11 protein-coding genes and 1 pseudogene are annotated in these 24,007 nt (G+C 72.7%); 11 read left to right on the forward strand and 1 reads right to left on the reverse strand.

The window, feature by feature from the left end; translation table 11 throughout:
* The first annotated feature begins 159 nt into the window (after positions 1–159).
* The 5 genes from glgX (at position 160) to ACIP98_RS30125 (ending at position 10,529) form a co-directional block, all read left to right on the forward strand.
* Positions 160–2,436: a glycogen debranching protein GlgX gene (gene glgX, locus ACIP98_RS30105; protein WP_319659893.1), complete on the forward strand. Its 2,277-nt coding sequence runs from the start codon at positions 160–162 to the stop codon at positions 2,434–2,436.
* A 63-nt stretch (positions 2,437–2,499) separates the two neighbouring features.
* Positions 2,500–3,771, forward strand: coding sequence for an MFS transporter (locus tag ACIP98_RS30110; RefSeq protein WP_401978949.1), 1,272 nt, complete (start codon positions 2,500–2,502; stop codon positions 3,769–3,771).
* 34 nt (positions 3,772–3,805) lie between these two features.
* The gene (locus tag ACIP98_RS30115) at positions 3,806–5,623 is read left to right on the forward strand and encodes an ABC transporter ATP-binding protein (protein ID WP_401978951.1); all 1,818 of its coding nucleotides are present in this window, start codon (positions 3,806–3,808) and stop codon (positions 5,621–5,623) included.
* A gap of 52 nt (positions 5,624–5,675) precedes the next feature.
* Positions 5,676–7,589, forward strand: a complete 1,914-nt coding sequence (locus ACIP98_RS30120) for an ABC transporter ATP-binding protein (protein ID WP_319659895.1) — start codon at positions 5,676–5,678, stop codon at positions 7,587–7,589.
* A gap of 558 nt (positions 7,590–8,147) precedes the next feature.
* Positions 8,148–10,529: a M4 family metallopeptidase gene (locus ACIP98_RS30125; RefSeq protein ID WP_401978953.1), complete on the forward strand. Its 2,382-nt coding sequence runs from the start codon at positions 8,148–8,150 to the stop codon at positions 10,527–10,529.
* Between the two features lie 92 nt (positions 10,530–10,621).
* On the opposite strand, the gene glgP is transcribed toward ACIP98_RS30125, so the two are convergent.
* Positions 10,622–13,258 (reverse strand): alpha-glucan family phosphorylase, encoded by a 2,637-nt coding sequence (gene glgP / locus ACIP98_RS30130; protein ID WP_401978955.1) that lies wholly within the window; start codon positions 13,256–13,258, stop codon positions 10,622–10,624.
* Positions 13,259–13,729: 471 nt separating this feature from the next.
* On the opposite strand from glgP, the gene ACIP98_RS30135 reads away from it, so the two are divergent.
* The 6 genes and pseudogenes from ACIP98_RS30135 to ACIP98_RS30160 all read left to right on the forward strand — a co-directional run.
* Entirely contained in the window at positions 13,730–15,727 is a 1,998-nt protein-coding gene (locus ACIP98_RS30135; RefSeq protein WP_401978957.1) for an alpha-1,4-glucan--maltose-1-phosphate maltosyltransferase, read from the forward strand.
* Positions 15,724–17,442: a maltose alpha-D-glucosyltransferase gene (gene treS, locus ACIP98_RS30140; protein WP_319659899.1), complete on the forward strand. Its 1,719-nt coding sequence runs from the start codon at positions 15,724–15,726 to the stop codon at positions 17,440–17,442. Before ACIP98_RS30135 ends, treS begins: the two co-directional genes overlap by 4 nt.
* 252 nt (positions 17,443–17,694) lie before the next feature.
* Entirely contained in the window at positions 17,695–19,155 is a 1,461-nt protein-coding gene (locus tag ACIP98_RS30145) for a maltokinase (protein ID WP_401978958.1), read from the forward strand.
* 37 nt (positions 19,156–19,192) lie between these two features.
* The gene (glgB, locus tag ACIP98_RS30150) at positions 19,193–21,886 is read left to right on the forward strand and encodes a 1,4-alpha-glucan branching enzyme (RefSeq protein ID WP_401978959.1); all 2,694 of its coding nucleotides are present in this window, start codon (positions 19,193–19,195) and stop codon (positions 21,884–21,886) included.
* 159 nt (positions 21,887–22,045) lie between these two features.
* Positions 22,046–22,981 (forward strand): DUF4231 domain-containing protein, encoded by a 936-nt coding sequence (locus ACIP98_RS30155; RefSeq protein WP_401978962.1) that lies wholly within the window; start codon positions 22,046–22,048, stop codon positions 22,979–22,981.
* Between the two features lie 45 nt (positions 22,982–23,026).
* Positions 23,027–23,881: pseudogene (locus tag ACIP98_RS30160) on the forward strand (alpha/beta fold hydrolase); the annotation flags it as partial.
* Between the last annotated feature and the right edge of the window lie 126 nt (positions 23,882–24,007).

Genomic DNA, 24,007 nt, shown 5'->3' on the forward strand with positions numbered 1-24,007 from the left:
CGTGCCGACGCCGGCGATCGATCACACGTGTGACGTCCCGCGGGGAACGGGAAAGTAAAGCGGGAGGGCGCGACGCGGGCACGGGAGGGACACCGTGCCGCGACGGACCTGGCCGGCGCGGCCAGGACCGGCGTCCCCCGAGCCGCAGGAGGCGAGCACGTGTCAGAGACGCGCCAGGACGATACGGCCGAGCGGGCCGGCATGCTGCGCCCGGTCGGCCCCCCGATCGCTCCCCTGTCCGTGCCCCTCCCCCGCCCGCACTCCGATCCGGCGGCCGCCGAGCCGGAGCCGGCGCGGGAGGTCTGGCCGGGCAGCCCGCAGCCGCTGGGGGCCCGTTTCCACCTCGGCCCGGACGGGCGGCCGGGCACCAATTTCGCGCTGTGGGCGGGCGGTGCGGAGTCCGTCGAACTCTGCCTGTTCGACGACGACGGCGCCGAGAGCAGGATCCCGCTGACCGAACTGACCCATGAGATCTGGCACGGCTTCGTCCCCGGCGTCCTGCCGGGGCACCGCTACGGCTACCGGGTGGGCGGCCGCTGGGACCCGTGGACCGGCGCCCGCTGGAATCCGGCCAAGCTGCTGCTCGACCCGTACGCGCGGGCGGTGGACGGCGACTTCGCGCTCCCGCCCGAGGTGTACGGCCACGTCCGGGACTGGCCGGAGCGCGCGGTCGCCGACACCGTGCGCGACAACCGCGACTCGGCCCCGCACGTGCCCAAGGGCGTGGTGGTGGACGACGACGACTCCTGGGTGGACGACCGGCGCCCCAAGACGCCGTGGGCCGACTCCGTCATCTACGAGCTGCACGTGCGCGGTTTCACCATGCGCCACCCGGGCGTCCCGCCCGAGCTGCGCGGCACCTACGCGGGGCTCGCGCACCCCGCGGCGGTGGAGTACCTGGCGGGACTCGGCGTGACGGCGGTGGAACTGCTGCCGGTGCACCAGTTCGCGCACGAGGACCACCTGCTGCGCCGGGGCCTGCGCAACTACTGGGGCTACAACTCCGTCGGCTACTTCGCCCCGCACGCCGGCTACGCCGCCACCGGCAGCCGCGGCCAGCAGGTCGGCGAGTTCAAGCGGATGGTGCGCGCGCTGCACGACGCGGGCATCGAGGTGATCCTCGACGTGGTCTACAACCACACCGCCGAGGGCAGCGAGCTGGGCCCGACCCTGTCCCTGCGCGGCATCGACAACCGCGGCTACTACCGCCTGCAGGCGGACCCCCGCCGCTACGCCGACTACACCGGCTGCGGCAACACCCTGCACGTGGTGCAGCCCCAGGTGCTGCGGCTGATCACGGACTCGCTGCGCTACTGGGTCACCGAGATGGGCGTCGACGGCTTCCGCTTCGACCTGGCGGCGGCGCTGGCCCGCTCCATGCACGACGTCGACATGCTCTCCCCCTTCCTCGCCGTCATCGCCCAGGACCCGGTGCTGCGCCGGGTCAAGCTGATCGCCGAGCCGTGGGACGTCGGCTCCGGCGGCTACCAGGTGGGCGCCTTCCCGCCGTTGTGGACGGAGTGGAACGACCGCTACCGCGACACCGTGCGCGACTTCTGGCGCGGCACCCACCACGACGTGCGCGACCTCGGCTACCGGCTGTCGGGCTCCAGCGACCTGTACGCGTGGGGCGGCCGCCGGCCGTACGCCTCGGTCAACTTCATCACCGCGCACGACGGCTTCACCCTGCGCGACCTGGTGAGCTACGAGAGGAAGCACAACGAGGCCAACGGCGAGGACAACCGGGACGGCACCAACGACAACCGCTCCTGGAACTGCGGGCACGAGGGCGAGACCGACGACCCGCAGGTGACGGCGCTGCGCCGGCGGCAGCTGCGCAACATGCTCTCCACCCTGCTGCTGTCCACCGGGGTGCCGATGCTGACCTCCGGGGACGAGGCGGGGCGCACCCAGGGCGGCAACAACAACGCCTACTGCCAGGACAACGCGATCGGCTGGATGGACTGGTCGCTGCTGCAGGACCCGGCCTGGGCCGCGCTGCGCGACCTGACCACGCGGCTGGTGCGGTTGCGCCGCCGCCATCCGGTGCTGCGCCGCAGGGCCTTCTTCTCCGGGCGCCCGCAGTCCGACGGCGGGCTGCGGGACCTGGCCTGGTTCACCGCGCGGGGGCGGGAGATGACCGAGGCGGACTGGCACGGGGCCAACTCGACGCTGGGGATGTACCTGTCCGGCGCGGACATCCCGCACCGCGACCAGCAGGGGCTGCCGGTGCGGGACGACAGCTTCCTCGCCGTGCTGCACGCCTCGCACCGCCCGGTCCGCTTCACGCTGCCGGGCGCGCCGTGGGCGGCGGAGTACGAACTGCTGCTGGACACCTCGCTGGAGGAGCAGGCGGAGGCGCCGGGCACCCGCCACCGGGCCGGCGACGTCCTGACGGTACCGGGGCGGACGGTGCTGCTGCTGCGGGTGGTCTGAGGCGCGAGACAGCGCGGCGAAGGTGTGGACTCGACCAATTGGTCCAGTCCACACTGGTCGTCCGTGACCTCCGCATCTCCGCCCTCCCCGCCGCACGCCTCCGACCGCACCGCGGGAGCCACCCCCCGGGACCGGCTGTGGTCACGGGGGTTCGCGCTCTACTTCACCGCCCGCAGCGTCGCCATGCTCGGCGACTCGATGCTGCCCGTCGCCCTGTCGGCCGGACTCCTCCAGCACGGCTACGGCGCGGGCGACATCGGCTTCGCCATGGCCTCGTTCACCGCCTGCTTCGCGGGGCTGGTGGTGTTCGGCGGGGTGCTCGCCGACCGCTTCAGCGCCCGCGGCCTCATGATCGGCGCGGATCTGGTGCGGGTGGGCACGCAGACCCTGGCGGCGGCCCTGTTCTTCTCGGGGCACGTCGTGCTGTGGCAGATCTGCCTGATCGGCGCGGTCAACGGCGCGGCGGGCGCGATGTTCCAGCCAGGGGTGGCCAGTACGGTCCCGCAGGTGGCGCGGGACGTCCAGGAGGCCAACGGCGTCGTCCGCACGGCCGAGTCGCTGATGGCGCTGGCGGGCCCGGCGCTGGCCGGTGTGCTGGTGGCGTTCGCCTCCTCCGGCGGGGTGTTCGCCGTGCACGCCGGCACGTACGCGGTGAGCGCGGTCTGCCTGCTGCTGCTCCGGCTGCCCGGGCGGACCGCGGAGGAGCCGCGGGACGCCGTCCGACGCGGCAGCTTCCGGGCCGACCTGGCCGAGGGGTGGCGGGAGTTCCGGGCCCGCACCTGGATGTGGTCGGTGATCGTGATCTGGATGGCCTTCATGATCATGGTCATGGGCCCGGTGACCCCGCTGGCGGCCGGTGAGATCCTGCCCGCGCACGGTCCGAAGGCGTACGGCCTGGTCTCCTCCGCCCTGGGGGCGGGCACCGCGCTCGGCGGACTGCTGGCGATCCGGGTCCGGCCGGCCCGTCCGCTGCGGGGCGGGGCCCTGGCGCTGTTCGGGTTCGCGCTCTACCCGGCGGCGGTCGGCGCGGGGCTGCCGGTGCCGGTGGTCGCGGCGGCGGTGCTGGTCGCCGGGACGGCCTGGGCGTTCTGGAGTGTGATGTGGGCCACCAGCGTGCAGACCCAGGTGCCCGGCGAGATCCTCAACCGGATCCACGCGTACGAGGTCGCGGGGTCGGTCGCCATGCTGCCCGTCGGGCAGGCGCTGGCCGGGCCGGCGGCCGGAATCCTCGGGGCCCGCCCGGTCCTGCTGGCCGGTGGCGTGGTGACCCTGGGGGTCTGTGCGGCGCTGCTGTCGGTACCCGCCGTGCGCGACCTCGGCCGAAAATCCGGATGAGCGTTGTCAGTGGTCGGCCGTACTCTCTGAAACGATGCCTGAGTCGACCATCCATCCCGCGCCCGACCGTCCCCGATCCGCCGTCCGCTCCCTGCTGCGCCTGTGGCCGTACGTCAGACCGGTCAGCCACCGGCTGTTCGGCTCCGCGGGCGTGGCCGTGGTCGCGTCGTGCCTCGCGCTGCTCATCCCGCTGGTCCTGAAGTGGATCGTGGACGGCCCGGTCGCCGACCACGACCCCTCCGGCGTCTGGCTCGGCGGCGGCGTCGTACTGCTGCTCGGGCTCCTGGAGGCAGGGCTGTTCGGCATACGGCGCTGGCTGGTGGCCCGGCCGATGGCGGGGCTGGAAGCGTCCATGCGGGCGGAGCTGTACCAGCGGCTGCAGCGCCTGCCGGTGGCCTTCCACGACCGCTGGGGATCGGGACAGCTGCTCTCGCGCGCCACGAACGACCTGCAGATCCTGCGGATGTTCCTGACGTTCCCGATGGTCTTCCTGGCGGTCAACGGCGCGACGATCGTGGCGGGCTTCGCCATCCTGTTCTTCCAGCACTGGTCGCTCGGGCTGATCCTGCTGGTGCCCGTCGTACCGCTGGTGTTCCTCTGCGCGTACTTCGAGGCGCGCTACCAGCAGGCCTCCCGGCTCGCCCAGGACCAGGTCGGCGACCTGACCACGCTGGTCGAGGAGTCCGTGCTCGGCATCAGGATCATCAAGGCCTTCGGCCGGCACCGCAGCCAGGCCGAGGCCTTCCGCCGCCAGTCGCGCGAGCTGCGCGGCACCGAGCTGCGCAAGGCCCGGCTGCTGGCCGACCTGTGGATGGTCATCACCGCCCTGCCGGACGTGGCGCTCGGCGCGGCGCTGGTGCTGGGCGCGACGCAGGTGGCCGACGGCGACCTGTCCGCCGGCACGCTGGTGGCCTTCCTCTCCACCGCGCTGGCGCTGCGCTGGCCCGTGGAGTCGCTGGGCTGGCTGCTGTCGTTCAGCAACGAGGCGGCCACCGCCGCCGACCGCGTCTTCGAGGTGCTGGACTCCGAGATCCCCCCGGAGACCGGCGAAGGCACCGGGCCGGAGGTGACGGCCGGGGGTGGCGACGGCATCCGCTTCTCCGGTGTCCGCTTCCGCTACCCCGACGCCCCCGAGGGCACCCCCGACCTGCTCACCGGCATCGACCTGCACATCCGCAGCGGTGAGACGGTCGCCCTGGTCGGCTCCACGGGCAGCGGCAAGACCACGCTCACCTCGCTGATCCCCCGGCTGTACGAACCGACCGGGGGCCGCATCACCCTGGACGGCGCCGACTCCGCCGGGCTGAGCCGGTCCGCGCTGCGCCGCATCGTGGCCACGGCCTTCGAGGAGCCCACGCTCTTCTCCGCCAGCGTCCGGGAGAACGTCCTCATGGGCGCCCCCGACGCGGACGAGGCCGATCTGCTGCGGGCCCTGGAGATCGCCCAGTGCGACTTCGTCCACAAGCTCCCGCAGGGGGTGGAGACCCAGGTCGGCGAACAGGGCCTGAGCCTGTCCGGCGGCCAGCGGCAGCGACTCGCCCTGGCCCGCGCGGTGGTGGGACGGCCGCGCTTCCTCGTCCTGGACGACCCGCTGTCCGCGCTGGACGTCCACACCGAGGCCCTGGTCGAGGCCGCCCTGCGCCAGGTGCTCGCCACCACCACCGCGCTGGTCGTGGCCCACCGTCCTTCCACGGTGATGCTGGCCGACCGCGTCGCCCTGATGGCCGACGGCCGGGTCACCGAGGTCGGCACGCACCACGAACTGCTCGCCACCTCCGCGGAGTACCGCCGTCTGATGTCCGGCCAGGACGAGCCCGCCACCGTCCCCTCCGGCGGAGGCGCGGCCGGATGACCCCGTCCCGCACCGGCCGCAGCAGGATCCGATCCCAAGGGAGCAGCGCACGATGACCTCCGTCGCGGAGTCAGGGCCCTCCACCGGCGAACCCGGTGAGGCGGGCCGCCCCGGCGAACCCGCCCCGCCCGGTGAGCCGGCCGAGGAGCACAAGCCGGCCGGCTCACCGGGCGGCGACGATCCCTTCGACCGGGACACCCTCCCGACGCCCCCCGGGGCGTCGGGCCGGCTGCTGCGCGACCTCGTCGGCCCGCACCGCGGGCGGGTCTGGTTCGCGGCCGTGATGCTGCTCCTGCAGCAGGCCGCCGTGCAGGCGGGCCCGCTGATCGTGGCGGTGGCCATCGACCGGGCGATCCCGGCGCTGCGCCGGGGCGACCACGGGCCGCTGATCGCGGTGGCGGTGGGCTACATCGGGTGCGCCGTCGCGGGCGGCCTGCTGCAGCGCACGTTCATCCGCAGGGCCGGGGTGATCTGCCAGGACGTCCTGGTGGAGCTGCGCAGCCGGATCTTCCGGCACGCCCAGGCGCTGGGCCTGGACTTCCACGAGCGCTACACCTCGGGCCGGATCATCGCGCGCGCGACCTCCGACGTGGAGTCGATCCGCGAACTGCTGACCGAGGGCCTGCAGGAACTGCTCAACGTCGGGCTGTCGGTGCTCTACATCTCCGCGGTGCTGCTCTGGCTGGACTGGCCGCTCGGCCTGTTCACGCTGGCGAGCGGGGTGCCGCTGGTGTTCACCATCCGCGCGTTCCGCCGCCGCTCCGCCCGGGTGTACACGCGGCGCTCGGCCGCGACCGCCGCGGTCATCGTGCGCTTCACCGAGACGATGAACGGCATCCGGCCCGTGCAGGCGTTCCGCCGCGAGCACGCCAACGACGAGGCCTTCGGCGAGCTGAACGCCGCGCACCGCAAGGCCAACGGCGACGCGATCCTGGAGATGGGCCGGTTCACCGTCTCCTCCTGGCTGATCGCCAACACCTCGGTGGCGCTGGTGGTCCTGTGGGGCGCGTACCGGGTGGCCTCCGGCTCGCTGGAACTGGGCGTGCTCGCGGCCTTCGTGCTCTACCTGCGCCGGCTGTACGCGCCGATCGACCCGCTCGGCATGTTCCTCAACTCCTACCAGTCGGCCGCCGCCTCGCTGGAGAAGATCGCCGGCCTGCTCGCCCAGCGGCCCTCGGTCCCCGAGCCGGAGGCACCGCGCGCCCTGCCGCCCACGGAGGTGGAGATCCCGGGCCGCGAGGTCGTCTTCGACGACGTCCGCTTCGCCTACCGCACCGGCGGCGAGGTGCTGCCCCGCTTCGACCTGCGGCTGCCCGCGGGCCAGACGGTGGCGGTGGTCGGGGCGACCGGCGCCGGCAAGTCGACGCTCGCCAAGCTGCTGGCCCGCTTCTACGACCCGACCTCGGGCCGTGTCACCCTCGACGGGGTGGACCTGCGCGACCTGGCGCTGCCGGACCTGCGCCGCGGTGTGGTCATGGTCACCCAGGAGGCGTTCCTCTTCTCCGGCACGGTCGCCGAGAACATCGCGATCGGCCGCCCGGAGGCGACCCGCGAGGAGGTCGAGGACGCCGCCCGCGCCATCGGCGCCCACGAGTTCATCGCCGCCCTCCCGGACGGCTACGACACCGACGTCCGCAAGCGCGGCGGCCGGATCTCGGCCGGCCAGCGGCAGTTGGTCGCCTTCGCGCGGGCGCTGCTCGCCGACCCCGCCGTGCTCATCCTCGACGAGGCCACCTCCTCGCTGGACGTGCCCGGCGAACGCGCGGTGCAGCGCGCGATGAGCGAGGTGCTGCGCGGCCGCACGGCGGTGATCATCGCCCACCGTCTGTCGACGGTCGAGATCGCCGACCGCGTCCTCGTCATGGACCAGGGCCGGATCGTGGAGGACGGCACCCCCGCCGACCTCATCTCCGGCAGCGGCCGCTTCGCCGACCTCCACCAGGCCTGGCGCGACAGCCTCGTCTGACACCCGCCTCCCCCGCCCCCCGGCTCCGCGCCGGGGGGCGTCGCGTTGTGCCCGCGGGCCGGACCCGGCCGATCGGTACCGCGTCCGGGCTCGCCCCGCACCCGACCCCGCGGCCCGTCCCGTTCACGTCCCACCGGACAACCGCGTCCCCGCCACGGACCGGCCCGGACCGTGCAGGACGGCACCCCGCCGACCCCGTCTCCGACAGCGACAGCCCGCGCCGGGAGACGTCGCGCACTGCTCGGGGTGAGGCCGCGGCGCGCGCTGTCACGTCCTGCGGAGCCCGTCGTCCGTTATGCGGATCGACTGTCCTCCTGAAAGGACGTATTCGGCCAACTTCTCGACACGTACATGACATCAACCCGTGAGTAGTGGCACTCTTCCCCCGGTCGGCACAGAACGCGCCCGCGCCCGGGGCACCTCCGCGCGCTGTCGCGCCGGCCACAGCTCCGCACGTCCCACCCGCACGGCTTGCACGGCTAGTTCCGCCCGGGCAGCACACCCTGTCTGCCCGGCTGTCCCCGGCCGCCAACCGCGGCCGACGCAGTAGGAGTCCGAGTGAGACGATCCCCCCGCAAGGCAGTCGCGGCCACCAGCCTGGTCGCCACCGCCGCCTTCCTCGCCGTCGGCATACCGTCGACCACCGCCGCGGCGAAGCCCGCCCCCCACACGAGCCAGGTCCGCGCCGGAGCGCTCGAGGCCACGCTCACCCCCGCCCAGCACAGCTCGCTGATCAAGAGCGCGAGCGCCCGGACCGCCGTGACGGCCGAGTCCCTGGGCCTGGGCAGCAAGGAGAAGCTGGTCGTCCGGGACGTCGTCAAGGACGTGGACGGCACCCTGCACACGCGCTACGAGCGCACCTACGCCGGCCTCCCCGTGCTCGGCGGTGACCTCGTGGTGCACACGCCCGCCACGGGCACCGGCACGCTGGGCACCACGTTCAACACGAACAAGACGATCACGGTCGCCTCGACGACGCCGAAGGTCGCCGAGTCCGCCGCCACCGGCACGGCCCTCCAGGCCGCCAAGTCCCTCGACGCGAAGGCGCCCGCCGCGGACGGCGCCCGCAAGGTGATCTGGGCCGGGCAGGGCACCCCGAAGCTCGCCTGGGAGACCGTGGTCGGCGGTCTGCAGGACGACGGCACGCCGAGCCGGCTGCACGTCGTCACCGACGCCATGACCGGCAAGGAGCTGTACCGGTTCCAGGACATCAAGACCGGCACCGGCAACACCCAGTACAGCGGATCGGTGACCCTCGGCACCACGCTGTCGGGCTCGACGTACCAGCTGACCGACAACACCCGCGGCGGCCACAAGACGTACAACCTCAACCGGGCGACGTCCGGCACCGGGACGCTGTTCACCGACGCCGACGACGTCTGGGGCGACGGGACGGGCTCCAACACCCAGACCGCCGGCGCCGACGCCGCCTACGGCGCCCAGGAGACCTGGGACTTCTACAAGACCACCTTCGGCCGCAGCGGCATCCGCAACGACGGTGCCGCGGCGTACTCGCGGGTGCACTACAGCAGCGGCTACGTCAACGCGTTCTGGGACGACAGCTGCTTCTGCATGACCTACGGCGACGGCTCGGGCAACACCCACGCCCTGACCTCGCTGGACGTGGCGGGCCACGAGATGAGCCACGGCGTCACGTCCAACACCGCGGGGCTCAACTACACCGGTGAGTCAGGCGGCCTGAACGAGGCGACCTCCGACATCTTCGGAACGGGCGTCGAGTTCTACGCCAACAACAGCAGCGACGTCGGTGACTACCTCATCGGCGAGAAGATCAACATCAACGGCGACGGCACCCCGCTGCGCTACCAGGACAAGCCGTCCCGTGACGGCACGTCACCCGACAGCTGGTACTCCGGCATCGGCAACCTGGACGTCCACTACTCCTCGGGCCCGGCGAACCACATGTTCTACCTGCTCTCCGAGGGCAGCGGCGCCAAGGTCATCAACGGGGTCAGCTACAACAGCCCGACCGCCGACGGCATCGCCGTCGCCGGCATCGGCCGCGCCGCCGCGCTCCAGATCTGGTACAAGGCGCTGACCACCTACATGACCAGCAGCACCAACTACGCGGCCGCCCGCACCGCCGCCCTCAACGCCGCCTCCGCGCTGTACGGCGCCTCCTCCGCCCAGTACGCGGGCGTGCAGAACGCCTTCGCGGGCATCGGCGTCGGCAGCCACGCCCCGGCCTCAGGCGTCACGGTCACCAACCCGGGCAACCAGAACAGCAGCGTCGGCACCGCCGTCAGCCTGCAGATCTCGGCGAGCAGCACCAACTCCGGGGCGCTCGGCTACGCGGCGAGCGGTCTGCCGTCCGGGCTGTCGATCAACGCCTCCACCGGCCTGATCAGCGGCACCCCGACCACCGCGGGCACGTACAACACCACGGTCACGGTCACCGACTCCGCGTCCAAGACCGGTACCACCGCCTTCACCTGGACCGTCACCACCGGTGGCGGCGGCACCTGCACCTCGGGGCAGCTGCTCGGCAACGCGGGCTTCGAGTCCGGCAGCGCCTCCTGGACGGCGACCAGCGGTGTGATCACCAATGACAGCGGCCAGGCCGCCCACGGCGGTTCGTACAAGGCCTGGCTGGACGGCTACGGCTCGACCCACACCGACACCCTGTCCCAGTCGGTGACCATCCCGGCCGGCTGCAAGGCGACCTTCACCTTCTGGCTGCACGTCGACTCCGCCGAGACGACCACCAGCACCCAGTACGACAAGCTGACCGTCACGGCCGGTTCGACCACCCTGGCCACCTACTCCAACCTCAACAAGGCCACGGGCTACACCCAGAAGTCCTTCAGCCTGAACGGCTTCGCCGGCTCCACCGTCAGCCTGAAGTTCACCGGCACCGAGGACTCCTCGCTGCAGACGAGCTTCGTGGTCGACGACACGGCCGTCACCACCAGCAACTGACCGCCGCCCGCCCCACCGGGTGGCACATGCGCCGGGCCCCGGCCGTCCTCGACGGCCGGGGCCCGGTCATGTGCGGGGTACGGTGCGCGGGGTCAGCGCAGCACGCCCGCCGTCATGCCCGCGGCCTCGGCGGGCACCGCGATCAGCCCCAGCTCGGCGGCCGAGGCCAGCAGCCGGTGGGTGGGCAGCACCCGCACGGTGTAGCCGAAGGGCCCCGTGCGGTCCAGCGCCAGCGGCCCCTCGTAGAGCCAGCGGCCCTCCAGGTCGGGCCGGCCGCCCGGCTTGAGGGAGACCACCGTGGGGTCGGCGATGCGGTCGGAGTCGTCGACCCGGCCGGACACCACCTGGACGTCGACATCGCCCGGCTCCAGATCACCGAGGGCGACCTGGACCCGCAGGGTGAGCGTCGTCCCGAGTTCCGGCGAGCCGCCGACCGCGGCGCCGGTCTCCACGTGGTCCACGGCGATCCGCGGCCACTGCTCGCGCACCCGCCGCTTCCACGCCGCCAGTTCGGCCGCGTCGCCGCCGGCGGCGAGGCGGTGCGCCGCGGCGGCCGGGGCGTACAGCCGCTGGACGTACTCACGGACCATGCGGCCGGCCAGCACCTTGGGCCCCAGGGTGGTGAGGGTGTGCCGGACCATCTCGATCCAGCGCGCGGGCAGCCCGTGCGTGCCGTGGTCGTAGAAGCGCGGGGCGACCTGGTTCTCGATCAGGTCGTACAGCGCGGCCGCCTCGATGTCGTCGCGCCGGTCCGGGTCGCCCTGGGCGCCGAAACCGTCGGCGGTCGGGATGGCCCAGCCGTTGTTGCCGTCGAACCACTCCTCCCACCACCCGTCGAGGACGGAGAGGTTGAGGCAGCCGTTCAGCGCGGCCTTCATCCCGGAGGTGCCGCAGGCCTCCAGCGGGCGCAGCGGGTTGTTCAGCCAGACGTCGCACCCGTGGTACAGGTGCTGCGCCATGGCCATGTCGTAGTCGGGCAGGAAGACGATCCGGTGCCGTACCCGGGGGTCGTCGGCGAACCGCACGAGTTCCTGCACCAGGCGCTTGCCGCTGTCGTCGGCCGGGTGGGCCTTGCCCGCGACCACGATCTGGACCGGCCGGGTCGGGTGCAGCAGCAGGTCCATCAGCCGGTCCTGGTCGCGCAGCATGAGCGTGAGCCGCTTGTACGAGGGGACCCGGCGGGCGAAGCCGATGGTGAGCACATCGGGGTCGAGCACGTCGTCGGCCCAGCCCAGCTCGGCCGAGCCGGCGCCGCGCTGCCGCCAGGACGCGCGCACCCGGCGGCGCACCTCCCACACCAGTTGGTCGCGCAGCTCGCGGCGGAGCTCCCAGATGTCCGCGTCGGGGATGGCGCCGACGCTCTCCCAGGTGTCGGCCAGACCGACTGTCATCGCGTCCTCGGCCATCTGCGAGCCGGCCTGCTTGGCGCCGAGCCGGAACACCTCGGGCGCCACCCAGGTGGGGGCGTGCACGCCGTTGGTGACGGAGGTGATCGGCACCTCCTCCGGGTCGAAGCCGGGCCACAGCCCGGCGAACATCTCCCGGCTGACCTGGCCGTGCAGGGTGGAGACGCCGTTGGCGCGCTGGGCCAGCCGCAGGCCCATCACCGCCATGTTGAAGACATTGGGGTCGCCCCCGGAGTACGTCTCCATGCCCAGCTCCAGCACCCGCTGCACGTCCACGCCGTGCAGTTCGCCGTCGTCGCCGAGGTGGCGGGCGACCAGCTCGCGGTCGAAGCGGTCGATGCCCGCGGGCACCGGGGTGTGCGTGGTGAAGACGGTCCCGGCCCGGACCGCCTCCAGCGCGGAGTCGAAGTCCGTCCCGGCGTCCTCGGCCGTGAGCTCGCGGATCCGCTCCAGGCCGAGGAAGCCGGCGTGCCCCTCGTTGGTGTGGAAGACCTCGGGCGCGGGGTGGCCGGTCAGCGAGCAGTACGTACGCACCGCGCGGACGCCGCCGATGCCGAGCAGCATCTCCTGGAGCAGCCGGTGCTCGCTGCCGCCGCCGTAGAGCCGGTCGGTGACGTCGCGTTCGCTGGGGTTGTTCTCCTCGACGTCGGAGTCCAGGAGCAGCAGCGGCACCCGGCCGACCCTGGCGAGCCAGACGTGGGCGCGCAGGCTGCGGCCGCCGGGCAGGTCGAGCACGATCAGGACGGGGGTGCCGCCGTCGTCGCGCAGCAGGGACAGCGGCAGCTCGTTCGGGTCGAGCACCGGGTAGTGCTCCTGCTGCCAGCCGTCGCGGGACAGGGACTGCCGGAAGTAGCCGTGCCGGTAGAGCAGGCCGACGCCGATCAGGGGGACGCCGAGGTCGCTGGCGGCCTTGAGGTGGTCGCCGGCCAGGATGCCCAGGCCGCCGGAGTACTGGGGCAGCGCGGCGGTGATGCCGAACTCGGGAGAGAAGTAGGCGATGGCGGCCGGGAGTTCCCCGGTGCCGCCGGCACCCTGGTACCAGCGGGGATTGGCGAGGTAGTCGTGGAGGTCCTCGACGGCGGTACCGAGCCGGCGCAGGAAGCGGCGGTCCCTGGCGAGCGCGTTCAGCCGGTCCTTGGAGACGGCGCCGAGCAGGCGCACCGGGTCGCTGGCCGCCGCCCGCCAGCCCTCCGGGTCGACCGCCTGGAACAGCTCGCGGGTCTCGGGGTGCCAGGACCAGCGCAGATTCTGCGCGAGCTCCCCGAGCGGACGTAGTGGTTCGGGCAGGACAGTTCGCACGGTGAATCGACGAATAGCCTTCACTCTTCGACGGTAGCGGCATCCCCCGGCCCGGTGGTGGCAACCGACGACCGGATGCGTTCCGCGCCGGTGCACGCCGGGGGCGCACCACCGGGGGGCGCGAACGCGCGCCGGCGGTGGCGCCGGGACCGCTCCCCCGGCCTCCCGCGCCACCCGTGCGGACCCTCCCGGCAGCCGGTCGCACCCGTCGACAATCGGCCAGTTCCACGGTGTCCGCGGAGTCCGCCGCCTTTCCGGAGGCTTTGCAAGCTACGCGCCAGTACCCCTTTCCGAGGGGTATTCGGTCGGCATCCAATGGGCAGGCTCACCCTTGCGCGACGCGGCGCCACTTCTCCTCCTCACACCCCAACTCACATCCGCCCACCCGAGTGAACGCGGACAGGAGCGGTCATGCCCCCAGGCAGCCAACCGAAGGAGCAGATAAAAAGAGTGCACGTCACCCGCCCGGCCACCAGCTCGAACAGGTGAGGCGCAATGATCGGTCGTATCCCCGTCCTGGACGTCCGCCCGCTGGTCGACTGCGGCCGCCGCCCCGCGAAGGCGGTGGCCGGCGAGACCTTTCAGGTGACGGCGACGGTGTTCCGTGAAGGACATGACGCCGTCGGGGCCAATGTGGTCCTGAAGGACCCCTCGGGCCGCAGCGGCCCGTGGACCCCGATGCGCGAACTCGCCCCCGGCACCGACCGGTGGGGCGCCGAAGTGACCCCGACCGCCGAGGGCCGCTGGACGTACACGGTGGAGGCCTGGAGCGATCCGGTGGCCACCTGGCGGCACCACGCGGGCATCAAGATCCCCGCCGGCATCGACACCGAACTGGTCCTCGCCGACGGCGCCGCACTGCACGAGCGCGCCGCGGCCAAGGTCCCCAAGAAGGACGGCAGAGCCGTCGTGCTCGCCGCCGCCGACGCGCTGCGCGACGAGAGCCGGCCCCCCGCGGCCCGGCACGCCGCGGCGCTGGCCCCCGACGTGGTGGCCGTGCTGGACCGCCACCCGCTGCGCGAACTGGTCAGCGCCTCGCGCCCGGCGGCGCTCCAGGTCGAGCGCCGGCGGGCGCTGTTCGGCTCCTGGTACGAGATGTTCCCCCGCTCCGAGGGCGCGGTGGTGGACCCGTCCGGGAAGCACCCCCCGCGGTCCGGCACCTTCCGCACGGCGGCCGACCGGCTGCCGGCGATCGCCGCCATGGGCTTCGACGTGGTCTATCTGCCGCCCGTTCACCCGATCGGGTCGGCCTTCCGGAAGGGGCCGAACAACTCCCTGACGGCGGGTCCGCACGACGTGGGCTCGCCCTGGGCGATCGGCTCCCCCGAGGGCGGCCACGACGCGGTCCATCCGGACCTCGGCACCCTGGAGGACTTCGACTTCTTCGTCGAACGGGCCCGGGAACTGCGGCTGGAAATCGCCCTGGACTTCGCCCTGCAGTGCTCCCCCGAGCACCCGTGGGTGGAGAAGTACCCGGAGTGGTTCGCCCGCCGGCCGGACGGCTCGATCGCGTACGCCGAGAACCCGCCGAAGAAGTACCAGGACATCTACCCGATCGCCTTCGACTCCGACATGGCCGGGCTGGTCCGGGAGACCGAACGGGTGCTGCGGCACTGGATGGACCACGGGGTGCGGATCTTCCGGGTGGACAACCCGCACACCAAGCCGGTGGTCTTCTGGGAGAAGGTCATCGCGCACATCAACCGCACCGACCCCGACGTCATCTTCCTGGCCGAGGCGTTCACCCGTCCGGCGATGATGCACACGCTGGCCCGGATCGGCTTCCAGCAGTCGTACACGTACTTCACCTGGCGTAACGAGAAACAGGAACTGGTCGACTATCTGACGGAGCTCAGTGGGGACGCGGCGAGCTACATGCGCCCGAACTTCTTCGTCAACACCCCCGACATCCTGCATGCGTACCTGCAACAGGGGGGACGCGCGGCCTTCGAGGTGCGCGCGGTGCTGGCGGCGACCCTTTCGCCCACATGGGGGGTGTACGCCGGATACGAGCTCTGCGAGAACGTGCCGGTGCGCGAGGGCAGTGAAGAGTACCTACACTCGGAGAAGTACGAGCTGAGGCCCCGTGACTGGGCGGCAGCCGAGGCCGAGGGCCGTTCCCTCGCGCCGCTGCTCACCGCGCTCAACCGGCTGCGGCGCCGCCACCCCGCGCTCCAGCAGCTGCGAGACCTGCGCTTCCACCACGTGAACAACGACGCGGTGCTGGCGTACTCGAAGCGCTCGGGCGATCGCGGTGACGTCGTACTGGTGGTCGTCAACCTGGACCCGCACCACACCCAGGAGGCGACCGTCTCGTTGAACATGCCGGAACTCGGCCTCGCATGGCACGAGTCCACCCCGGTGCGCGACGAGCTCACCGGCGAGACCTACCACTGGGGCAGGAACAACTATGTGCGCCTCGAGCCGGGCCGCGTGCCCGCGCACATCTTCACCCTGCGACCTACTCCATCGACAGGAGGGTCACCCACTTGATCGTCAACGAACCCGTACCTGACACGTTCGAAGACACCCCGGCGAAAGACCGGGATCCCGATTGGTTCAAACGGGCGGTCTTCTACGAGGTACTCGTACGGTCATTCCAGGACAGCAACGGCGACGGGGTCGGCGACCTCAAGGGGCTCACCGCCAAGCTGGACTATTTGCAGTGGCTGGGCGTCGACTGCCTGTGGCTGCCGCCGTTCTTCGCGTCACCGCTGCGTGACGGCGGCTACGACGTCTCCGACTACACGGCGGTACTACCGGAGTTCGGCGACCTGGCCGACTTCGTGGAGTTCGTGGACGCCGCGCACCAGCGCGGGATGCGGGTGATCATCGACTTCGTCGTGAACCACACCAGCGACCAGCACGAATGGTTCCAGCAGTCCCGCAGCGATCCCGACGGACCCTACGGCGACTACTACGTCTGGGCGGACGACGACAAGCAGTACCCGGAAGCCCGGATCATCTTCGTGGACACCGAGAGCTCCAACTGGACGTTCGACCCGGTGCGCAAGCAGTACTACTGGCACCGCTTCTTCTCCCACCAGCCGGATCTCAACTACGAGAACCCGAAGGTCCAGGAGGAGATCCTGGCCGCCCTGCGCTTCTGGCTCGACCTCGGCATCGACGGGTTCCGGCTGGACGCGGTGCCGTACCTCTACCAGGAGGAGGGCACCAACTGCGAGAACCTGCCGCGAACCCACGGCTTCCTGCGCAGGGTCCGCGAGGAGATCGACGCCCACTACCCGGACACCGTGCTGCTCGCCGAGGCCAACCAGTGGCCCGAGGACGTCGTCGACTACTTCGGCGACTACGCCAAGGGCGGCGACGAGTGCCACATGGCGTTCCACTTCCCGGTCATGCCGCGCATCTTCATGGCGGTGCGCCGGGAGTCGCGCTACCCGGTCTCGGAGATCCTGGCCAAGACCCCGGCCATCCCCAAGAACTGCCAGTGGGGCATCTTCCTGCGCAATCACGACGAGCTGACGCTCGAGATGGTGACGGACGAAGAGCGCGACTACATGTACGCGGAGTACGCCAAGGACCCGCGCATGCGGGCCAACATCGGCATCCGGCGGCGGCTCTCCCCGCTGCTGGACAACGACCGCAACCAGATCGAGCTCTTCACCGCGCTGCTGCTCTCCCTGCCCGGCTCGCCGATCCTCTACTACGGCGACGAGATCGGCATGGGCGACAACATCTGGCTCGGTGACCGCGACGCGGTGCGCACCCCGATGCAGTGGACGCCGGACCGCAACGCGGGCTTCTCCTCGTGCGATCCGGGGCGGCTGTACCTGCCGACCATCATGGACCCGGTCTACGGCTACCAAGTCACCAACGTCGAGGCGCAGATGAGCTCGCCGAGCTCACTGCTGCACTGGACCCGCCGGATGGTCGAGATCCGCAAGCAGAACCCGGCCTTCGGCCTGGGCTCGTACACCGAGCTGCCCTCCAGCAACCCGGCCGTCCTGGCCTTCCTGCGCGAGGCGCCCTCGATGGACGGCAAGGGCGACGACCTCGTCCTGTGCGTGAACAACTTCTCGCGCTTCGCCCAGCCCACCGAGCTCGATCTGCGGTCGTTCGCCGGCCGTCACCCGGTCGAGCTCATCGGTGGGGTCCGCTTCCCGGCCATCGGGGAGCTGCCCTACCTGCTCACTCTCGCCGGTCACGGCTTCTACTGGTTCCGGCTGCGTCGCGACGCGGCCTAGCCGGCCCGCCGGAGGACGGCGACCCGGTGGTCCGGTGCGGTTTCGTACCGGACCGCCGGGGCAGGCTCCCCCTGCCGAATCCAGCGTCACATCGGATGCTTGTCGGGCGCTTGGCCCCTTGTAGGCCAGTACGCCAATTGCACCACCAGCTCGGATGATATTCGTCCGACACGTCCCGTGAGTCGGACAGTCGCCGCAGCGCACCCCTTCACTTAGGGAACCAGCAGGCCCGGCACCCGAGGAAAGGACGTCATGTCGGACACCTCGTGGCTTCGCTCCTCCGCAGCCCCCGCCGGCACCACCGTGCCCCCGGCCCCAGGACTGCTCTCCACTCTCGGCCCCATGCTGCGCGAATGGCTGCCCCGGCAGCGGTGGTTCGCCGGGAAGGGGCGGCCGATCACCGCGTTCGGCCTGGTCTCGGCGACCGAGCTGCTGCCGGCCGACGGCCGGCTCGGCACCCCTGGGCTGCTCCATCTGCTGCTCGACGTCCATCAGGACGGCCCGCACGAGGTACCGCGGCCAGGCCGCGGCCACGGGCAGCCCGACACCTACCAGTTGCTGCTGGGCTCCCGGGCCCTGCTGCCGCCGGCGCTCGCGCCCGCCCTCATCGGGCACGCGATCGGCGGCCCGCTGGACGGCCTCACCATCTACGAGGCGCTGCACGACCCCCGGCTGACCTCCCTGTTGCTGGAGCGGCTGCGCGCCCCCGGGCGCACCGGGCACCTGCTGTTCGGCGCGGAGCCGGACGCGGCGATCCCGGCCGGCCCGGCACCGCGGCTGTCCACCGCCGAGCAGTCCAACAGCTCGGTCATCTACGGCGACAGCCACATCCTCAAGTTCTTCCGGCGGGTCGCGCCCGGTCCCAACCCGGACCTGGAACTGTCGCTCGCCCTGGCCCGCGCCGGGTCGCGGCGCATCGCCGCGCCCGCCGCCTGGTTCGAGGCGGTGGGCCTGTACGACGAGCCCGCCACCCTGGGTGTGCTGCAGCGCTACCTGCCCGACTCGGCCGGTGCCTGGGAACTGGCCCTGGAAGCGGTCGAGAAGGACACCGACTTCTCCGGCGACGCGCACGCGCTGGGGCGCGCGACCGCCGAGGTGCATCTCGCGCTGGCGCGTGCCCTGCCCACCAGCACCCTGCGCCGTCCGCAGATCGAGCTGATCGCCCGCGCGATGGCCGACCGGCTGGACGCCGCGGCGGCCGCGGTGCCCGCGCTGCGGCCGTACCGCGCCCGGCTGCACGCCGCCTTCGAGGACCTCGCGGTGCTCGGCGAGCAGGGCACGGAACTGGCGGCCCAGCGCATCCACGGCGACCTGCACCTGGGCCAGGCCCTGTTGACCCAGGCGCAGGGCTGGGTGCTCATCGACTTCGAGGGGGAGCCGGCCCGGCCGCTCCCCGAACGCCGCCGCCCCGCGCCGCCGGTGCAAGACGTGGCGGGAATGCTGCGGTCGTTCGACTACGCCGCCCGGCACCACGATCCCGCCGCCCCCGGCGCTCCCGAGTGGGCCGAGACCCAGCGGGCCGCGTTCTGCGCGGGATACGCGGAGGCCGCCGGGACCGATCCCCGGGACGAGCCCGTCGTGATACGCGCCTACGAGACCGACAAGGCCGTCTACGAAGTGCTCTACGAGGCCAGGCACCGGCCCGCCTGGCTCCCCATCCCCATGGCGGCCGTGCGGCGCCTCTCGCAGCCGCTCCGCGGCGCCACCCCGTGACCGGGCACCCCCGCGCCCTACCGAGGAGGACCTGATCGTGACCGATCGTCAGCCGTTCCCCGACGCCGACCCCGGCACCCCCGGCCCCGGCGGGAACGGGCCGTCCCGCGCCGCGCGTTCCGCACCCGGCGGCGGGCCCGAGGGTTCAGTGCCACCGCCCCCCGCGGCGACGCCGGCCCCGTCCGCGCGTCCGCCGAGGCCCGCGGGAGCCAAGCAGGCCCGCGGGGCGAACTCCCCGAAGGCCGCGCCGTCCCGGCCGTCCGGTCCGTCCGGCCGCACGGCCCGGTCCGCGGACGCCGCCGGGGCGGCGAACTCCCGTCGCAGGGCCGAGCGTCCGTCCGAGGCGTCCGCCTCCGACGCCCGTACCTCCGAGGCCGTCGCGCGCGGTTACGACCCCGCCGGCTCCGACCGGCCGCCGGCCTCCGGCAGCGCGCCCCGCACCGTCCCCGCCGCGGTGCCCGGCACCGTCGCGGTCGGCCACCAGGCGCCGCCGCCCGGGCCCGAGGTGACCCGCCCGGCACCGGCCGCCGCCCCCTCGGACGTGCGTCCCGCCCCGGCACTCGACGCCGGTGAGCGGTGGCGGCTGCTCGACGGGTCCCACCACGACCCGCACGCCCTGCTGGGCGCGCACCCGGTGGCGGACGGCGTGCTGGTGCGCGTCCTGCGCCCGTACGCGCAGGCGGTGGCGGTCCTCACCGGGGACGGCACGCGGGCGGCGCTGCGGGACGAGGGCGACGGGCTGTTCGCCGGCGTGCTGCCGCTGCCGGAGCTGCCGGTCCACCGGCTGCTCGTGACGTACGACGGCCAGGAGCAGGAGGTCCACGACCCCTACCGCTTCCTGCCCACGCTGGGCGAGTTCGACCTGCACCTGATCGGCGAGGGCCGGCACGAGCAGCTGTGGAAGGCGCTCGGCGCCGAGCCGATGACCCACGACGGGGTGCAGGGCACCCGCTTCACCGTGTGGGCGCCGAACGCCCGCGGCGTGCGCGTCGTCGGCGACTTCGACTACTGGGACGGCACGGCCTTCCCCATGCGCTCGCTGGGTTCCACCGGGGTGTGGGAGCTGTTCCTGCCCGGGGTCGGCGAGGGGCAGCGCTACAAGTTCGACATCTGCGGCCCGGACGGCGCGCACCGGCTCAAGGCCGACCCGATGGCGCGCCGCACCGAGACGCCCCCCGCGACGGCCTCCGTCGTCACCGCCTCCCACCACGAGTGGCAGGACACCGAGTGGATGGCCCGGCGCGGCGACGTGCCCGTGCACGAGGCGCCGCTCTCGGTGTACGAGGTGCACCTGGGCTCCTGGCGGCCGGGGCTGTCGTACCGCGAGCTCGCCGAGCAGCTGCCGGCCTACGTGCGCGACCTCGGCTTCACGCACGTGGAGCTGATGCCGGTCGCCGAGCACCCCTTCGGCGGTTCCTGGGGCTACCAGGTCACCTCGTACTACGCCCCCACCGCGCGGATGGGCACCCCGGACGACTTCAAGTACCTGGTGGACGCCCTGCACCGGGCGGGCATCGGCGTGATCATGGACTGGGTGCCGGCCCACTTCCCCAAGGACGAGTGGGCGCTGGCGCACTTCGACGGCGCGAACGTCTACGAGCACGCCTGGCGCGGCGAGCACCCGGACTGGGGGACGCTGGAGTTCGACTTCGGCCGCACCGAGGTCCGCAACTTCCTCGTCGCCAACGCGGTCTACTGGTGCGAGGAGTTCCACATCGACGGGCTGCGCGTGGACGCCGTCGCCTCGATGCTCTACCTGGACTACTCGCGCGAGGACGGCGACTGGGCGCCGAACGTGTACGGCGGCCGGGAGGACCTGGACGCCGTCGCCTTCCTCCAGGAGATGAACGCCACCGTCTACCGCCGCTGCCCCGGCGTGGTCACCATCGCCGAGGAGTCCACCGCCTGGGACGGCGTCACCCGCGCCACCCACGAGGTCGGCCCCACCGGCTTCGGCGGACTGGGCTTCGGCCTGAAGTGGAACATGGGCTGGATGCACGACTCGCTGGAGTACATCAAGCACGAGCCCGTGCACCGCAAGTACCACCACAACGAGATGACGTTCTCGATGGTGTACGCCTACAGCGAGAACTACGTGCTGCCGATCTCGCACGACGAGGTCGTGCACGGCAAGGGATCGCTGGTGAACCGGATGCCCGGCGACTGGTGGCAGCAGCGCGCCACCCACCGCGCGTACCTGGGCTTCATGTGGGCCCATCCGGGCAAGCAACTGCTTTTCATGGGGCAGGAGTTCGCGCAGGGCGCCGAGTGGTCGCACGACCACGGCCCGGACTGGTGGCTGCTCGACGAGACCTACTCGGCGGCCGGCGACCACCGGGGCGTGCGCGACCTGGTGCGCGACCTCAACACGGTGTACCGGGGTACGCCCTCGCTGTGGCAGCGCGACACCTCGCCGGAGGGGTTCGCCTGGATCGACGGCGGCGCGGCCGAGGACAACGTGTTCTCCTTCGTCCGCCTCGACGCGGCCGGGGACCCGCTGATCGCCGTCAGCAACTTCTCGCCGGTGGTCCGCCAGGGGTACCGGATCGGCGTGCCGGACGGCGTGGAGGCGCTGCGCGAGGTGCTCAACACCGACGCCGCGGTGTACGGCGGCGGTGACGTCGTCAACCCCGAGCCGCTGAAGTCCGAGCCCGTCGGCTGGAACGGCCGCCGGCAGAGCGTGCAGCTCACGCTGCCGCCGCTGGCCACGGTCTGGCTGCGGCCGGCCTGACCGGAACTCTCGCGGGGAGAGGGACCGGACGCCCTTCGGGGCCGGCCCCTCTCCCCGCCGCCCGTACACCCGCGGCCCGGGATGTCCAAGCCCCGTACGGGCGACGGCAGTTCGGCCGAACGCCTACTGGGCCGCCGCCTCCGGTGCCCCCATACTGGGATGACGCGGGAATTCAGCGAGTGCGGGGGGCCGCTGCCGATGGTGACCGAACGCGAGTTGCTCCCGGACTTGTTCCGGGCGGCGGACCGGGCGTCCTTACGGGGCCAGTTTCAGACCGTACGGCTGTCGCGGCAGCAGCTCGGTCTGCTCACGGCGGCCTCCGTCTTCAGCTCGTTCGACCCCACCGCGGGCCGTCTGCACTGGGCCTCGTGGCTCGCGGCCGTCCTGTTCGCGCTCGCCGCGTGGACCACCTGGGTGATCCACCGCCAGGACCCGCAGGCCCTCTGGTACGAGGGCAGGGCGCTGGCCGAGTCCATGAAGACACTCGCCTGGAAGTACTCGATACGGGCCGACCCCTTCACCCCGCCCGGCAACCAACGGGACCCCGACGCCCTGTACCGGCTGCAGCTCGGCGACGTCCTGCACACCTTCCGCCGCAGCAGGGCCCTGCCCTCCCACGTGGACTCCGGCATCACCCCGGCGATGCGGCGTCTGCGGGACGCCCCGCTCGGCGTGCGGCACGACGTGTACCTGCGTGAGCGCATCCGGATCCAGCACGAGTGGTACACCGTGAAGGCGGCCCGCTGCGAGGTGAACGGACGCCGGGCCGGACACCTCGCGATGGCGTTCCCGCTGTTCGGCGTCCTTTTCCTAATCCTGCGGGCGGGCGGCTGGTCCCCCTTTGACACGCTGGGCTTCGTGTCGGCCATCACGGCGTCCGTCGCGGCCTGGTCGCAGCTGCGCCAGTACAGCCCGCTGGCCGCGGCGTACCGGGTGGCCGCGGACGAACTGGAGTTGATCCGCGTCCAGTTGTCGGCACTGGACCTGAACGACCCGAACGCCGAGCACCTGTGGTCCCAGCTGACCCGCGACGCCGAGGACGCGGTGTCCCGGGAGCACACCACCTGGCAGGCCAGGCGCGAGATGCGCGTGTGAGGACGGGCGTCCGGGCGCGGAACACACGAAAGGGGGCCCCTCGGAGTGCTGTTGGTACGTGCGGGGGACGGGCGGGCACTGGCGGTGGAGACCCTCGGCGATCCCCGGGGCAGACCGGTGTTCCTGCTGCACGGCACTCCCGGCAGCAGGCTCGGGCCGGTGCCGCGCAGCGCGGTGCTGTACCGGCTGGGGGTGCGGATGATCTCGTTCGACCGGCCCGGCTACGGCGGTTCCGAGCGGCAGCCCGGCCGCCGGGTCGCGGACGCCGCCGCCGACGTCGCGGCGATCGCCGACGCCCTGGGCCTGGAGGAGTTCGCGGTGGTCGGCCGCTCGGGCGGCGGGCCGCACACGCTCGCCTGCGCCGCACTGCTGCCGGACCGGGTGACCCGGGTGGCGGTGCTGGTGGGGCTCGCGCCCCGGGACGCCCGGGGCCTGGCCTGGTACGCGGGGATGACCCGCTCCAACGTCCGTGACCACTCCACCGCCGACGCGGCGCAGCGGCGGCTCGCCGCCCGGCTGGAACTGCGCTCGCGGACCATCCGCGACGACCCGGCCAGTCTGCTCGCCCTGCTCCGGCCGGAGATGCCGGAGCCGGACCAGCGGGTGATCGCGGACGCGGGCCTGCGCACCATGCTGCTGCGCACCTACGCGGAGGCGCTGCGCACATCGGCCGACGGCTGGATCGACGACACCCTGGCGTTCAACCGGAGCTGGGGGTTCGGCCTGGACCGGATCGCGGTGCCGGTGCTGCTGTGGCACGGCGAGGCCGACGTGTTCTCGCCTGTGGCGCACTCCCGCTGGCTGGCGGAGCACATCCCGGGCGCGACCATGGTGGTCCAGCCGGGGGCCGCGCACTTCGCCGCCCTGTCGGTGCTGCCGCGGGTGCTGGCCTGGGCTGCCGCCGGGGGGGGGGGGGGGGCGCCCCCCCCCCCCCCCCCCCCCCCCCCCCCGGGAAACCCCCGGCGGGGCCCCGTGCCCGGTTTACCCGCACCCCAACCCGGCCGGCCCGCGGGGGGGGGGGGGCGC

Source organism: Streptomyces sp. NPDC088354, assembly GCF_044753585.1.
Taxonomy (GTDB): domain Bacteria; phylum Actinomycetota; class Actinomycetes; order Streptomycetales; family Streptomycetaceae; genus Actinacidiphila.

Bases quoted from the DNA above. Each gene is read 5' to 3' on its own strand.
- ACIP98_RS30115 (WP_401978951.1), top strand. From the start codon at position 3,806: ATGCCTGAGTCGACCATCCATCCCGCGCCCGACCGTCCCCGATCCGCC.
- ACIP98_RS30120 (WP_319659895.1), top strand. From the start codon at position 5,676: ATGACCTCCGTCGCGGAGTCAGGGCCCTCCACCGGCGAACCCGGTGAG.
- ACIP98_RS30135 (WP_401978957.1), top strand. From the start codon at position 13,730: ATGATCGGTCGTATCCCCGTCCTGGACGTCCGCCCGCTGGTCGACTGC.
- ACIP98_RS30145 (WP_401978958.1), top strand. From the start codon at position 17,695: ATGTCGGACACCTCGTGGCTTCGCTCCTCCGCAGCCCCCGCCGGCACC.
- ACIP98_RS30155 (WP_401978962.1), top strand. From the start codon at position 22,046: ATGACGCGGGAATTCAGCGAGTGCGGGGGGCCGCTGCCGATGGTGACC.